The organism is Pseudomonas sp. G(2018), from assembly GCF_005502415.1.
Taxonomy (GTDB): Bacteria; Pseudomonadota; Gammaproteobacteria; order Pseudomonadales; family Pseudomonadaceae; genus Aquipseudomonas.
Genome location: NZ_SCOO01000003.1, coordinates 291,652 through 306,746, shown reverse-complemented (window position 1 = coordinate 306,746; position 15,095 = coordinate 291,652). Strand labels below are relative to the sequence as shown.

The window sequence follows — 15,095 nt, the reverse complement described above, 5'->3', positions numbered from 1 at the left end:
GATCCCATCCCGAACTCAGAAGTGAAACGATGCATCGCCGATGGTAGTGTGGGGTTTCCCCATGTGAGAGTAGGTCATCGTCAAGATTAAATTCCGAAACCCCTATCTGCGTACGCAGGTAGGGGTTTTGTTTTGTCCGCAGGAAAACAGCCTCGCCAGGTTTCTATGCAACGGCTCGGGGCGTGGATATCATGCGGGCCTCATTGTGAGGCGAGACTTGCATGCTGACGTTGTTAAAGCTTCTTAAAGATGGCCGATTCCATTCGGGTCAAGCGCTGGGTGCTGCCTTAGGTGTTAGTCGCAGTGCTGTATGGAAGCAGCTTCAGCAGTTGGAGGCTGAGCTGGGGCTATCCATTCATAAGGTGCGAGGGCGCGGTTATCAGTTGGCTGCACCGCTGACGCTACTCGACCCTGTGGAAATCGGGCGGTTGGCGCCCTCTTGTAACTGGCCTGTCCTGGTCTTCGACTCAATCGATTCCACGAATGCTGAGGCTCTGCGCGCCATCGAGCGGCTTCAAGCTGCGCCCTTCCTCGTGCTAGCCGAGCGGCAGACTGCTGGCCGAGGGCGGCGAGGGCGGAAGTGGGTGAGTCCATTTGCAGAAAACATCTATTACAGCTTGGTGCTGCGTATCGAGGGTGGGATGCGGCAACTGGAAGGGCTGAGTCTTGTTGTAGGGCTTGCCGTCATGCAGGCCTTGCGCGAGCTTGGTGTTCCGGGGGTGGGCTTGAAATGGCCAAACGACGTCCTGGTTGGCCAGAAGAAAATTGCTGGAATTTTGCTGGAGTTGGTTGGGGATCCGGCTGATGTGTGCCATGTGGTGTTGGGTGTCGGTATAAATGTAAATATGCAGATGACCGATGAGGTTGATCAGCAATGGACGTCCATGCGTCTCGAGTCGGGCCAGATGTTTGATCGCAATCGCCTGGTTGCGAAGATTGGGATGATGCTGCAGATGTATCTGGAGCGGCACCAGGTTGGCGGATTTTCAGCTGTCCAGGCTGAGTGGGAGCAAAATCATCTGTGGCAGGGGCGTGCCGTGACGTTGATTGCTGGCGTTAACCAAATAAATGGCGAAGTATTGGGTATCGATAGCCAGGGCGCCTTGCGATTGAAGGTGGATGGTGTGGAAAAAGTCTTCAGTGGCGGTGAGCTGAGTCTGAGGTTGCGTAATGATTCTTGAGCTCGACTGCGGAAACAGTTTTATCAAGTGGCGAGTGCTTGATGTGGGTGCCCGGCAAGTGGTGGGGGAGGGGGTTGTCGATTCAGACCTCGCGTTGCTCGAAGACTTGAAAGAGCTCGAGGGTTCCCCCCTCAGGTCTTGCCGATTGGTCAGTGTCAGGACTGCCGAAGAAACCAGTGCACTGATCTCTCTGTTGAAGGAGGTGTTCGATGTTTCTGTGGTGTGTGCGTCTCCGGCGCGTGAAATGTCTGGTGTTCGTAACGGCTATGAGGAGTTTGAGCGACTAGGGCTTGATCGCTGGCTTGCTTTGCTCGGAGGGTTTCATCTGGCTGCCGGCGCGTGCCTTGTGCTGGACTTTGGTACGGCTGTTACCGCTGACTTCGTAGCTGCTGATGGTGAGCATCTCGGTGGGTTCATATGTCCTGGGATGCCGTTGATGCGCAATCAGCTTCGTACTCATACCCGTAAGATTCGTTACGGTGATCTTGCTGCTGAGCGTGCTTTGGAAAACCTCCTTCCGGGTCGCACGACTGTTGAGGCGGTCGAGCGCGGCTGCCTGCTGATGCTGAGAGGGTTTGTGCTGACTCAGCTTGAGTTGGCGCGTAGCTATTGGGGCAAGGAATTCACGGTGTTCCTTACGGGGGGGGATGCGGCTCAGGTTTCGGAAATCGTACCTGATGCCAGGGTGGTTCCGGATCTGGTGTTTGTCGGCTTGGCTATGGCGTGCCCTTTGTCCTGAGGTCTTTATGCGTTGGTTGTTTCTGCTGCTGCTTGTTCTCAATGTGTTTTATTACATCTGGCATCAACAGGAGGCTCCTCTGCGTGCAAAGGATGTAACGCCCTTGAGTTTGTATCGGGGATCCCAGCAGGATATTCGTCTGCTGAGTGAGGCAACGGACTCGACAAAAGATAAGGCAAAGGCGCCCCAATCGGATGCAGGATGTCTATATGTGGGTGGTTTTGTGCGTCAGGATGTTATTCAGGGGCTTGAGCGCAGGTTGAGCGGCATGGATGTCAAGTTTCAGACGCTGCCCAAGGGTAGTGCCGAGTCCGCCGTTTACTGGGTGCGGATAGCCCCGGAAAGCAGGCGTTGGCTTGATGACCTGCAGCTGCTAAACCTTTCTAGGGAATTCAATGAGTTAAAACATAAAATAATGCCTTGCGAGGGGGTTGCACCCGCCGAATAGTTTGCATAGAATGGCGCCCGCTCCACAGTGAAGACCTAAAACGGTAAGCGGTGTGTGGCGAGGTCAACGCAGCTAACCTCAGGTTTTTAATGAGAAAATGCTTGACAGAAGGCTGGCATGATATAGAATGCCGGCTCGCTTAGGAGGGGTTCCCGAGCGGCCAAAGGGATCAGACTGTAAATCTGACGTCTACGACTTCGAAGGTTCGAATCCTTCCCCCTCCACCATTTTTAGCGAGAGCTGCAAGCCTCGCGGGTATAGTTTAGTGGTAGAACCTCAGCCTTCCAAGCTGATGATGCGGGTTCGATTCCCGCTACCCGCTCCAAGTTTGCAGGTTTTGCACAGTGTTTCGCTCTTGTAGCTCAGTTGGTAGAGCACACCCTTGGTAAGGGTGAGGTCAGCGGTTCAAATCCGCTCAAGAGCTCCATATGACAAGGCAGATATGAAAATATCTGCCTTTGTTTTAATGGCTTGTGGTTGCGCTATGTTGTCCGTGAGGGTGGTTGTGCGTGGCGGTAGTGATGCCGTGTCCAGGGTCGTTGAGTAAATTGTTGTAAAGTCTTCTTCGGGCCGGCATAATGGTCGGCCTGATTTTGTTTTAGGTCAGTAGCTCAATTGGCAGAGCGACGGTCTCCAAAACCGTAGGTTGGGGGTTCGATTCCCTCCTGACCTGCCAGATTCACCAGGTGTGTCTGGCTTTCTTTTCACAGGATCTTCATAGATGACTCCTAAAGCTGAAGCTCAAGGCTCTCGCTTCGATCTGCTCAAGTGGCTAGTAGTAGTTGCTTTGGTGGTTGTTGGCGTTGTTGGCAATCAGTATTACTCTGCTTCGCCGATCCTGTACCGCGTGCTTGCTTTGCTTGTGATTGCTGCTGTAGCTGCCTTTGTAGGCCTGCAGACGGTTAAGGGCAAGTCTTTCTTTGTACTGGTTAAGGAAGCGCGCACCGAGATTCGTAAAGTCGTATGGCCAACTCGCCAAGAAACCACGCAGACCACGTTGATCGTTGTGGCTGTTGTCCTGGTTATGGCGTTGCTGTTGTGGGGGCTCGATTCCCTGCTCGGCTGGCTTGTTTCCTTTATCGTCGGCTAAGGGTGTCCCGTGGCTAAGCGTTGGTATGTTGTGCATGCTTACTCCGGTTACGAGAAGCATGTCATGCGCTCGCTGATTGAGCGCGTAAAGCTGGCTGGCATGGAAGATGGCTTTGGCGAGATTCTGGTTCCCACTGAAGAAGTGGTTGAAATGCGTAATGGCCAGAAACGCAAAAGCGAGCGCAAATTCTTCCCGGGTTATGTGCTGGTTCAGATGGATATGAACGAGGGTACTTGGCACTTGGTCAAGGATACTCCTCGGGTAATGGGTTTCATCGGTGGTACTGCCGATAAGCCGGCGCCGATCACCGATAAAGAGGCAGAAGCTATTCTGCGTCGCGTCGCTGATGGTAGCGACAAGCCGAAGCCGAAGACGTTGTTCGAGCCGGGCGAAACCGTACGCGTCAATGACGGGCCGTTCGCTGATTTTAACGGCGTTGTCGAAGAAGTTAACTACGAGAAGAGCCGGATCCAAGTGGCGGTGCTCATTTTCGGTCGCTCTACTCCGGTAGAGTTGGAGTTCAGTCAGGTCGAAAAGGTCTAGCTGAACAAGCATCCCAACCCCGCAGCCTTAGGCTGTGGGGTTTTGTCGTCACTGGGATAAACGCGCAAGTAACCGGGGAGCCTTTCGAGGCGTTTGAACCCGTAATTGGAGTGCCTCATGGCCAAGAAGATTACCGCTTACATCAAGCTGCAAGTGAAGGCCGCTCAGGCTAACCCAAGCCCACCTGTTGGTCCTGCTCTGGGTCAGCACGGCGTGAACATCATGGAGTTCTGCAAGGCTTTCAACGCCCGTACTCAGGGTCTTGAGCCGGGTCTGCCAACTCCAGTGATCATCACTGTCTACAGCGACCGTAGCTTCACGTTTGAAACCAAATCCACCCCTGCTTCGGTTCTGCTGAAGAAGGCGGCCGGTCTGACCAGCGGTTCCGCTCGTCCGAACACCGTTAAGGTTGGCACCGTAACCCGTGCTCAGCTGGAAGAAATCGCGAAAACCAAAAACGCGGATCTGACTGCAGCTGATATGGAAGCAGCCGTGCGTACCATCGCCGGTTCTGCTCGTAGCATGGGCCTTAACGTGGAGGGTGTGTAATGGCTAAGCTGACCAAGCGTCAAAAGGCTATCGCCGGCAAAATCGAAGCAGGCAAGGCCTACAACATTGTAGACGCCGCTGCACTGCTGGCTGAGCTGTCGACTGTCAAGTTCAGCGAGTCGTTCGACGTTGCTGTGAACCTGGGTGTTGACCCACGTAAATCCGACCAGGTTGTTCGTAGCGCTACTGTGCTGCCACACGGCACTGGCAAGACCGTTCGTGTTGCTGTGTTCACCCAGGGTCCAGCTGCTGAAGCCGCTCTGGCTGCCGGCGCTGATCGCGTAGGTATGGACGACCTGGCTGCCGAAATGAAAGGCGGCGACCTGAACTATGACGTAGTGATCGCATCCCCGGATGCCATGCGCGTTGTAGGTCAACTGGGTCAGATCCTCGGTCCACGTGGCCTGATGCCTAACCCTAAAGTCGGCACCGTAACTCCAGACGTAGCTACCGCGGTTAAAAACGCCAAGGCTGGTCAGGTTCGTTATCGCACCGACAAAAACGGCATCATCCACACTTCCGTTGGCAAGATCGGCTTCGATGCCGTCAAGCTGAAGGAAAACGTTGAAGCTCTGATCGCCGACCTGAAGCGTATCAAGCCAGCTTCTTCGAAAGGTATCTACGTCAAGCGCGTTACCCTGAGCACCACCATGGGCCCAGGTCTGGTTATCGACCAGAGCTCGCTGGACGCGTAAGACAAAAGTTGGCGCAAGCAATTGCGCCAATTTGAAAGATTGGGGTCCCTGCCTGGCGGGGGCTATCCAAGACCGTAGGCGACGTAAGTCTTAAACCTCAAGCCTACGCAGATGGTGCTCCCGGTTCCTTACCGAATCAGACACCAAAACGACATCCGGTTTCGACTGGATGAAACGGTATCAAGCAGGAGTTAAACCCGTGGCAATTAAACTCGAAGACAAGAAGGCCATCGTCGCTGAAGTCAACGAGGCTGCCAAAGTCGCTCTGTCCGCTGTCGTGGCTGATGCCCGTGGCGTAACAGTAGGCGCGATGACCGGACTCCGTAAAGAGGCTCGTGAAGCTGGCGTTTACGTACGTGTCGTACGTAACACCCTGCTCAAGCGCGCTGTTGCTGACACTGAATACAGTGTTCTCAACGACGTGTTCACCGGCCCTACCTTGATTGCATTCTCCAAAGAGCATCCGGGCGCTGCTGCCCGTATCTTCAAAGAGTTCGCAAAAGGTCAGGATAAGTTCGAGATCAAGGCAGCTGCGTTCGAGGGCAAGTTCCTCGCAGCTAACCAAATCGACGTGCTGGCAACTCTGCCGACCCGTGACGAAGCAATTTCTCAGCTGATGAGCGTGATTCAAGGCGCAACCAGCAAATTGGCTCGTACTCTGGCGGCACTTCGCGACCAGAAAGAAGCTGCCGCAGCCTAAGGCTGAGCGACTCCTTTCAGCGTTTATTGTTTATTTCGATGGCCGCGTAGGCTGTCACCCCAATACAGGAATTAATAGTCATGTCTCTGACTAACGAGCAAATCATCGAAGCAATCGGCGAAAAATCCGTAATGGAAATCGTTGAGCTGATCAAGGCAATGGAAGAGAAGTTCGGCGTTTCCGCTGCTGCTGCTTCCGCTGGCCCAGCTGTTGCTGCTGCCGTTGTTGAAGAACAAACCGAATTCAACGTCATGCTGACCGAAGCTGGCGAGAAGAAAGTTAACGTGATCAAGGCTGTACGTGAACTGACCGGTCTGGGCCTGAAAGAAGCCAAGGCTGTAGTTGACGGCGCTCCTGCCATGGTTCTGGAAGCTGTTGCCAAAGACGCAGCTGACAAAGCCAAAGCAGCTCTGGAAGAAGCAGGCGCTAAAGTCGAGCTGAAGTAAGCATCGACTTTGCGTTTCCAGCCCGAGCGTTAAGCGAAAGGCTGATGGCTGGTGGCTCTTGCCACCGGCCTTTTTCCGTTATTGGCAGCCGACTGGGTCGGGCCGATAGCGAGCTGTAACCACCCGATGCGGTGGCGCAAACCATGGGGTTTGCACGATTTTCTGGTCGCTCCCGTCGGGAGGGGCCAAACAAGCAGGTGACCAAGCTGGGGAACGCTGATGGCTTACTCATATACTGAGAAAAAACGTATCCGCAAGGACTTTAGCAAGTTGCCGGACGTCATGGATGTGCCTTACCTCCTGGCCATCCAGCTGGATTCGTATCGTGAATTCTTGCAAGCGGGAGCGACTAAAGATCAGTTCCGCGACGTGGGCCTGCATGCGGCCTTCAAATCCGTTTTCCCGATCATCAGCTACTCCGGCAATGCTGCGCTGGAGTACGTCGGTTATCGTTTGGGCGAACCGGCATTTGATGTCAAAGAATGCGTATTGCGCGGTGTAACTTACGCCGTACCTTTGCGGGTAAAAGTGCGACTGATCATTTTCGACAAAGAATCGTCGAACAAAGCGATCAAGGACATCAAAGAGCAAGAAGTCTACATGGGTGAAATTCCCCTGATGACTGAGAACGGTACCTTTGTAATCAACGGTACCGAGCGTGTAATCGTTTCCCAGCTGCACCGTTCCCCGGGCGTGTTCTTCGACCACGACCGTGGCAAGACGCACAGCTCCGGTAAACTGCTGTACTCCGCGCGCATCATTCCTTACCGCGGTTCGTGGCTGGACTTCGAGTTCGACCCGAAAGACTGCGTGTTCGTGCGTATCGACCGTCGTCGCAAGCTGCCTGCATCGGTACTGCTGCGTGCGCTCGGCTATACCACTGAAGAAGTGCTGGACGCGTTCTACACCACCAACGTATTCCATGTGAAAGGCGAGAGCCTGAGCCTGGAGCTGGTGCCTCAGCGCCTGCGCGGTGAAATCGCGGTCCTGGATATCCAAGATGACAAAGGCAAGGTTATTGTCGAGCAAGGTCGTCGTATCACTGCTCGCCACATCAACCAGCTGGAAAAAGCCGGGATCAAAGAGCTGGAAGTGCCTCTGGACTACGTCCTGGGTCGCACTACCGCCAAGGTCATCGTGCATCCGGCAACCGGCGAAATCCTGGCAGAGTGCAATACCGAGCTGAGCACCGAGATCCTGGCGAAAATCGCCAAGGCCGGCGTTGTTCGTATCGAAACTCTGTACACCAACGATATCGACTGCGGCCCGTTCGTCTCCGATACGTTGAAGATCGACTCCACCAGCAACCAACTGGAAGCGCTGGTCGAGATCTATCGCATGATGCGTCCTGGCGAGCCGCCAACCAAAGACGCGGCTGAAACCCTGTTCAACAACCTGTTCTTCAGTCCTGAGCGCTATGACCTGTCTGCGGTCGGCCGGATGAAGTTCAACCGTCGTATCGGTCGTACCGAGATCGAAGGTTCGGGCGTGCTGTGCAAGGAAGATATCGTCGCGGTACTGAAGACTCTGGTCGACATCCGTAACGGTAAAGGCATCGTCGATGACATCGACCACCTGGGTAACCGTCGTGTTCGCTGTGTAGGCGAAATGGCCGAGAACCAGTTCCGCGTTGGCCTGGTGCGTGTTGAGCGTGCGGTCAAAGAGCGTCTGTCGATGGCTGAAAGCGAAGGCCTGATGCCGCAAGACCTGATCAACGCCAAGCCAGTAGCTGCGGCGGTGAAAGAGTTCTTCGGCTCCAGCCAGCTCTCCCAGTTCATGGACCAGAACAACCCGCTGTCCGAGATCACCCACAAGCGTCGTGTCTCTGCACTCGGCCCAGGCGGTTTGACTCGTGAGCGTGCTGGCTTTGAAGTTCGTGACGTACACCCGACTCACTACGGTCGTGTATGCCCGATTGAAACGCCGGAAGGTCCGAACATCGGTCTGATCAACTCCCTGGCAGCCTACGCGCGTACCAACCAGTACGGTTTCCTCGAGAGCCCGTACCGCGTGGTGAAAGACGCTCTGGTCACCGACGAGATCGTGTTTCTGTCCGCTATCGAAGAGGCTGATCACGTGATCGCTCAGGCTTCGGCCACGATGAACGACAAGAAAGTCCTGATCGACGAGCTGGTAGCTGTTCGTCACCTGAACGAGTTCACCGTCAAGGCGCCGGAAGACGTCACCCTGATGGACGTATCGCCGAAGCAGGTAGTTTCGGTTGCCGCGTCGCTGATCCCGTTCCTCGAGCACGACGACGCCAACCGTGCGTTGATGGGTTCGAACATGCAGCGTCAAGCCGTCCCAACCCTGCGCGCTGACAAGCCGCTGGTGGGTACCGGCATGGAGCGTAACGTAGCCCGTGACTCCGGCGTTTGCGTCGTGGCTCGTCGTGGCGGCGTGATCGACTCTGTCGACGCCAGCCGTATTGTGGTTCGTGTTGCTGATGACGAAGTTGAAACTGGCGAAGCTGGTGTCGACATCTACAACCTGACCAAATACACCCGCTCCAACCAGAACACTTGCATCAACCAGCGTCCGCTGGTGCGTAAAGGTGATCGGGTTCAGCGCAGCGACATCATGGCCGACGGTCCGTCCACCGACATGGGTGAACTGGCTCTGGGTCAGAACATGCGCATCGCGTTCATGGCATGGAACGGCTTCAACTTCGAAGACTCCATCTGCCTGTCCGAGCGTGTTGTTCAGGAAGACCGTTTCACCACGATCCACATTCAGGAACTGACCTGTGTGGCACGTGACACCAAGCTTGGGCCAGAGGAAATCACTGCAGACATCCCGAACGTGGGTGAAGCTGCACTGAACAAGCTGGACGAAGCCGGTATCGTTTACGTAGGTGCTGAAGTTGGCGCGGGCGACATCCTGGTTGGTAAGGTCACTCCGAAAGGCGAGACCCAACTGACCCCGGAAGAGAAGCTGCTGCGTGCGATCTTCGGTGAAAAAGCCAGCGACGTTAAAGACACCTCCCTGCGTGTACCTACCGGTACCAAGGGTACTGTCATCGACGTACAGGTCTTCACCCGCGACGGCGTTGAGCGTGATGCTCGTGCCCTGTCGATCGAGAAGTCCCAGCTCGACGAGATCCGCAAGGACTTGAACGAAGAGTTCCGTATCGTCGAAGGCGCAACTTTCGAACGTCTGCGTTCCGCTCTGGTCGGCCACAAAGCCGAAGGCGGCGCCGGTCTGAAGAAAGGTCAGGAAATCACCGACGAAGTGCTCGACGGTCTTGAGCATGGCCAGTGGTTCAAACTGCGCATGGCTGAAGATGCTCTGAACGAGCAGCTCGAGAAGGCTCAGGCCTACATCGTTGATCGCCGCCGTCTGCTGGACGACAAGTTCGAAGACAAGAAGCGCAAACTGCAGCAGGGCGATGACCTGGCTCCAGGTGTGCTGAAAATCGTCAAGGTTTACCTGGCAATCCGTCGTCGCATCCAGCCGGGCGACAAGATGGCCGGTCGTCACGGTAACAAGGGTGTGGTCTCCGTGATCATGCCGGTTGAAGACATGCCGCACGATGCCAATGGCACCCCGGTCGACGTCGTCCTCAACCCGTTGGGCGTACCTTCGCGTATGAACGTCGGTCAGATCCTTGAAACCCACCTGGGCCTCGCGGCCAAAGGTCTGGGCGAGAAGATCAATCGTATGGTTGAAGAGCAGCGTAAGGTTGCCGAGCTGCGTAAGTTCCTGCACGAGATCTATAACGAGATCGGCGGTCGTCAGGAAAGCCTCGATGACTTCTCCGACCAGGAAATTCTGGATCTGGCTCAAAACCTGCGCGGCGGTGTACCGATGGCCACTCCGGTGTTCGACGGTGCCAAGGAAAGCGAAATCAAGGCCATGCTGAAACTGGCAGACCTGCCAGAAAGCGGCCAGATGCAGCTGACCGACGGCCGTACCGGCAACAAGTTCGAGCGCCCGGTTACCGTTGGCTACATGTACATGCTGAAGCTGAACCACTTGGTAGACGACAAGATGCACGCTCGTTCTACCGGTTCGTACAGCCTGGTTACCCAGCAGCCGCTGGGTGGTAAGGCGCAGTTCGGTGGTCAGCGTTTCGGGGAGATGGAGGTCTGGGCACTGGAAGCATACGGTGCTGCATACACTCTGCAAGAAATGCTCACAGTGAAGTCGGACGATGTGAACGGCCGGACCAAGATGTACAAAAACATCGTGGACGGCGATCACCGTATGGAGCCGGGCATGCCCGAGTCCTTCAACGTGTTGATCAAGGAAATTCGTTCCCTCGGCATCGATATCGATCTGGAAACCGAATAACACGTGACGCGAATCGAGAGCGGGGCAGGATAGCCCGCTCTCTGCTCCGCCAGGAGGAAAGGCCTTGAAAGACCTACTGAATTTGCTGAAAAACCAGGGTCAAGTCGAAGAGTTCGACGCCATCCGTATTGGATTGGCATCGCCTGAGATGATCCGTTCGTGGTCGTTCGGCGAAGTTAAAAAGCCGGAAACCATCAACTACCGTACGTTCAAACCTGAGCGTGACGGTCTGTTCTGCGCCAAGATCTTTGGCCCGGTAAAGGATTACGAGTGCCTGTGCGGTAAGTACAAGCGCTTGAAGCACCGTGGTGTGATCTGCGAGAAGTGCGGCGTTGAAGTTGCGCTGGCAAAAGTTCGTCGTGAGCGCATGGCGCACATCGAACTGGCTTCGCCGGTTGCCCACATCTGGTTCTTGAAGTCGCTGCCGTCCCGTATCGGCTTGCTGATGGACATGACCCTGCGTGATATCGAGCGCGTTCTCTACTTCGAGAGCTATGTCGTTATCGATCCGGGCATGACCACCCTTGAAAAAGGTCAGCTGCTGAACGATGAGCAGTACTTCGAAGCGCTGGAAGAATTCGGTGACGACTTCGATGCCCGCATGGGTGCCGAAGCTGTCCGCGAACTGCTGCACGCTATCGATCTGGAGCACGAGATTGGTCGTCTGCGTGAAGAAATTCCGCAAACCAACTCCGAAACCAAAATCAAGAAGCTGTCCAAGCGTCTGAAGTTGATGGAAGCCTTCCAGGGCTCCGGCAACCTGCCAGAGTGGATGGTGCTGACCGTTCTGCCGGTTCTGCCGCCAGACCTGCGTCCACTGGTCCCGCTGGATGGCGGTCGCTTCGCGACTTCCGACCTCAACGATCTGTATCGTCGAGTGATCAACCGTAACAACCGTTTGAAGCGCCTGCTGGATCTGTCCGCTCCGGACATCATCGTGCGCAACGAAAAGCGTATGTTGCAGGAAGCCGTCGACGCACTGCTCGACAACGGTCGTCGTGGCCGCGCTATCACCGGTTCCAACAAGCGTCCTCTGAAATCCCTGGCTGACATGATCAAGGGTAAGCAGGGTCGTTTCCGTCAGAACTTGCTCGGTAAGCGTGTTGACTACTCCGGTCGTTCGGTAATTACCGTAGGTCCGACCCTGCGTCTGCACCAGTGCGGTCTGCCGAAGAAGATGGCTCTGGAACTGTTCAAGCCGTTCATTTTCGGCAAGCTGGAAATGCGTGGTCTCGCTACCACCATTAAAGCCGCCAAGAAGATGGTCGAGCGCGAACTGCCAGAGGTTTGGGACGTTCTCGCTGAAGTGATTCGCGAACACCCGGTTCTTCTCAACCGCGCACCGACCCTTCACCGTCTGGGTATCCAAGCGTTTGAACCGGTACTGATCGAAGGTAAGGCTATCCAGCTGCACCCTCTGGTCTGCGCCGCGTACAACGCCGACTTCGACGGCGACCAAATGGCCGTGCACGTACCGCTGACACTGGAAGCCCAGTTGGAAGCGCGTGCGTTGATGATGTCGACCAACAATATTCTGTCGCCAGCCAACGGTGAGCCGATCATCGTTCCGTCGCAGGACGTTGTATTGGGTCTTTACTACATGACTCGTGAAGCGATCAACGCCAAGGGCGAAGGTCGCGTGTTCGCGGATCTGCAGGAAGTTGACCGTGTGTTCCGTGCCGGCGAAGCCGCACTGCACGCGAAAGTCAAAGTGCGGATCAACGAAACCGTCAACGATCGTGACGGCGGCAGCGTGACCAACACCCGTATCGTCGACACCACTGTCGGCCGTGCGCTGTTGTTCCAGGTTGTGCCAAAGGGTCTGTCCTTCGACGTCGTCAACTTGCCGATGAAGAAAAAAGCGATCTCCAAGCTGATCAACCAGTGCTACCGCGTGGTTGGTCTGAAAGAGACCGTGATCTTTGCTGACCAATTGATGTACACCGGTTTTGCCTATTCGACCATTTCCGGCGTTTCCATCGGCGTTAACGACTTCGTTATCCCGGATGAAAAAGCGCGCATCATCGGTACTGCTACCGACGAAGTGAAAGAGATCGAAAGTCAGTACGCCTCCGGCCTGGTAACCCAGGGCGAGAAGTACAACAAAGTGATCGACCTTTGGTCCAAGGCGAACGACGAAGTTTCCAAGGCGATGATGGCCAACCTCTCGAAAGAGAAGGTCATCGACCGTCATGGTGTCGAAGTCGACCAGGAGTCCTTCAACTCGATGTACATGATGGCCGACTCGGGCGCACGGGGTTCTGCTGCGCAGATCCGTCAGCTCGCCGGTATGCGTGGCCTGATGGCCAAGCCAGACGGTTCCATCATCGAAACGCCGATTACTGCGAACTTCCGTGAAGGTTTGAGCGTACTTCAGTACTTCATCTCCACTCACGGTGCTCGTAAAGGTCTGGCGGATACCGCGTTGAAAACTGCGAACTCCGGTTACCTGACTCGTCGTCTGGTAGACGTAGCGCAGGATCTGGTTGTAACCGAGATCGATTGCGGCACCGAGCACGGCTTGCTGATGACTCCGCACATTGAAGGCGGTGACGTTGTAGAACCGTTGGGTGAGCGCGTATTGGGTCGTGTTATCGCCCGTGACGTATTCAAGCCAGGTACCGAGGACGTCATCGTTCCTGCCGGCACCCTGGTAGACGAGAAGTGGGTTGAGTTCATCGAGCTGAACAGCATCGATGAAGTGATCGTGCGTTCGCCGATCAGCTGCGAAACCCGCTACGGCATTTGCGCCAAGTGCTACGGTCGCGACCTGGCTCGTGGTCATCAGGTGAACATCGGTGAGGCGGTCGGCGTTATCGCGGCCCAGTCCATCGGTGAGCCGGGTACCCAGCTTACGATGCGTACGTTCCACATCGGTGGTGCGGCAAGCCGGACCTCCGCAGCCGACAGCGTTCAGGTGAAGAACGGCGGTACCGTCCGTCTGCACAACCTGAAGCATGTTGAGCGAGTGGATGGTCACCTGGTTGCTGTGTCCCGTTCCGGTGAGCTGGCGATCGCTGATGACTTCGGTCGTGAGCGCGAGCGCTACAAGCTGCCGTACGGTGCCGTGATTTCGGTTAAAGAAGGTGACAAGGTCGACGCTGGCGCAATCGTGGCCAAGTGGGATCCGCACACTCACCCGATCGTTACCGAAATGAAAGGTACCGTGACCTACGTGGGCATGGAAGAAGGCATCACGATCAAGCGTCAGACTGACGAATTGACCGGTATGACCAACATTGAAGTTCTCGACGCCAAAGATCGTCCAGCTGCCGGTAAAGACATCCGTCCTGCTGTGAAGATGGTCGACGACAACGGTAAGGATCTGTTGCTGCCAGGTACTGACGTTATCGCTCAGTACTTCCTGCCTGCCAACGCCCTGGTCGGTGTGGCGGACGGTGCGAAAATCGCGATCGGTGACGTTATCGCTCGTATTCCGCAAGAGACTTCGAAGACCCGTGACATCACCGGTGGTCTGCCGCGTGTTGCCGACTTGTTCGAAGCTCGTCGTCCGAAAGAAGCGTCGATTCTGGCTGAAGTCAGCGGCACCATCGCGTTCGGTAAAGAGACCAAGGGCAAGCGCCGTCTGGTTATCACCCCGAACGACGGTAGCGATCCGTACGAAGAGCTGATTCCGAAGTGGCGTCACCTGAACGTCTTCGAAGGCGAACAAGTGAACCGCGGCGAAGTTATCTCCGACGGTCCAAGCGATCCGCATGACATCTTGCGTCTGCTGGGTGTGAGTGCGCTGGCCAAGTACATCGTCAACGAGATCCAGGACGTTTACCGTCTGCAAGGCGTGAAGATCAACGATAAGCACATCGAGACCATCCTGCGTCAGATGCTGCGTAAGGTTGAGATCGCTGAATCCGGCGATTCCAGTTTCATCAAGGGCGACCAGATGGAATTGACTCACGTTCTGGTAGAGAACGAGCGTTTGAGCAACGAAGACAAATTTGTCTCCAAGTTCACTCGCGTTCTGCTGGGTATCACCAAGGCGTCGTTGTCCACCGAATCGTTCATCTCGGCGGCTTCCTTCCAGGAAACCACTCGCGTACTGACCGAGGCGGCGGTAACCGGCAAGCGCGACTACCTGCGCGGCCTGAAAGAAAACGTGGTTGTGGGTCGTTTGATCCCGGCCGGTACCGGTCTGGCTTATCACAGCGAGCGTAAGCGTCGCCGTGATGCAGACAAGCCGTTGCGCGTGAGCGCCAGTGAAGTGGAAGCTGCGCTGACCGAAGCGCTGAACTCGAGCGGTAACTGAGTTCTGCGGTAAATGAGCGTAAGGCCCTGGTCGCTCCGTTCATCGTATCGAGACAAATTGTCGAGGTTCGATGAGCGGGGAGGGCGGGGCCTTGCCTTGACTGGGGACAAGATCCTCTTTAGACTCTTGTACCCCTAAATTTGGCGG

11 protein-coding genes, 4 tRNA genes and 1 rRNA gene are annotated in these 15,095 nt (G+C 55.6%); all 16 read left to right on the top strand.

The genetic code is table 11. The features are described 5' to 3' along the window. Nucleotides 1-86: ribosomal RNA gene (gene rrf, locus FFS64_RS05040) — 5S ribosomal RNA — on the top strand; the annotation flags it as partial. 135 nt (nucleotides 87-221) lie between these two features. After that, nucleotides 222-1,181, top strand: a complete 960-nt coding sequence (birA, locus tag FFS64_RS05035) for a bifunctional biotin--[acetyl-CoA-carboxylase] ligase/biotin operon repressor BirA (RefSeq protein WP_137804448.1) — start codon at nucleotides 222-224, stop codon at nucleotides 1,179-1,181. Then, the gene (locus FFS64_RS05030; RefSeq protein WP_137804447.1) at nucleotides 1,171-1,920 is read left to right on the top strand and encodes a pantothenate kinase; all 750 of its coding nucleotides are present in this window, start codon (nucleotides 1,171-1,173) and stop codon (nucleotides 1,918-1,920) included. Before birA ends, FFS64_RS05030 begins: the two co-directional genes overlap by 11 nt. Nucleotides 1,921-1,927: 7 nt before the next feature. Then, nucleotides 1,928-2,368, top strand: coding sequence for a hypothetical protein (locus tag FFS64_RS05025; RefSeq protein WP_137804446.1), 441 nt, complete (start codon nucleotides 1,928-1,930; stop codon nucleotides 2,366-2,368). Nucleotides 2,369-2,510: 142 nt separating this feature from the next. After that, a tRNA-Tyr gene (locus FFS64_RS05020) sits at nucleotides 2,511-2,595 on the top strand. Between the two features lie 24 nt (nucleotides 2,596-2,619). Continuing rightward, nucleotides 2,620-2,693 (top strand) — tRNA-Gly (locus FFS64_RS05015). A gap of 26 nt (nucleotides 2,694-2,719) precedes the next feature. After that, nucleotides 2,720-2,795 (top strand) — tRNA-Thr (locus FFS64_RS05010). A gap of 173 nt (nucleotides 2,796-2,968) precedes the next feature. Then, nucleotides 2,969-3,044 (top strand) — tRNA-Trp (locus tag FFS64_RS05005). A gap of 45 nt (nucleotides 3,045-3,089) precedes the next feature. Continuing rightward, entirely contained in the window at nucleotides 3,090-3,458 is a 369-nt protein-coding gene (gene secE / locus FFS64_RS05000) for a preprotein translocase subunit SecE (protein ID WP_137804445.1), read from the top strand. A 9-nt stretch (nucleotides 3,459-3,467) separates the two neighbouring features. Beyond that, entirely contained in the window at nucleotides 3,468-4,001 is a 534-nt protein-coding gene (nusG, locus tag FFS64_RS04995; RefSeq protein ID WP_007957598.1) for a transcription termination/antitermination protein NusG, read from the top strand. A 117-nt stretch (nucleotides 4,002-4,118) separates the two neighbouring features. Next, complete coding sequence (gene rplK, locus FFS64_RS04990; RefSeq protein ID WP_007933726.1) at nucleotides 4,119-4,550, top strand: 50S ribosomal protein L11; 432 nt, start codon at nucleotides 4,119-4,121, stop codon at nucleotides 4,548-4,550. Then, entirely contained in the window at nucleotides 4,550-5,245 is a 696-nt protein-coding gene (gene rplA / locus FFS64_RS04985) for a 50S ribosomal protein L1 (RefSeq protein ID WP_003228754.1), read from the top strand. Before rplK ends, rplA begins: the two co-directional genes overlap by 1 nt. Before the next feature lie 199 nt (nucleotides 5,246-5,444). Continuing rightward, complete coding sequence (gene rplJ / locus FFS64_RS04980; protein WP_007933724.1) at nucleotides 5,445-5,945, top strand: 50S ribosomal protein L10; 501 nt, start codon at nucleotides 5,445-5,447, stop codon at nucleotides 5,943-5,945. 80 nt (nucleotides 5,946-6,025) lie between these two features. Next, nucleotides 6,026-6,391 (top strand): 50S ribosomal protein L7/L12, encoded by a 366-nt coding sequence (rplL, locus tag FFS64_RS04975; protein WP_007933723.1) that lies wholly within the window; start codon nucleotides 6,026-6,028, stop codon nucleotides 6,389-6,391. A 219-nt stretch (nucleotides 6,392-6,610) separates the two neighbouring features. After that, entirely contained in the window at nucleotides 6,611-10,684 is a 4,074-nt protein-coding gene (gene rpoB / locus FFS64_RS04970) for a DNA-directed RNA polymerase subunit beta (RefSeq protein ID WP_095197168.1), read from the top strand. A 64-nt stretch (nucleotides 10,685-10,748) separates the two neighbouring features. After that, nucleotides 10,749-14,948 carry a DNA-directed RNA polymerase subunit beta' gene (gene rpoC, locus FFS64_RS04965; protein WP_095197169.1) on the top strand — a complete coding sequence of 1,400 codons (4,200 nt, stop codon included), beginning with the start codon at nucleotides 10,749-10,751 and terminating at the stop codon, nucleotides 14,946-14,948. The last annotated feature ends 147 nt before the right edge of the window (nucleotides 14,949-15,095 follow it).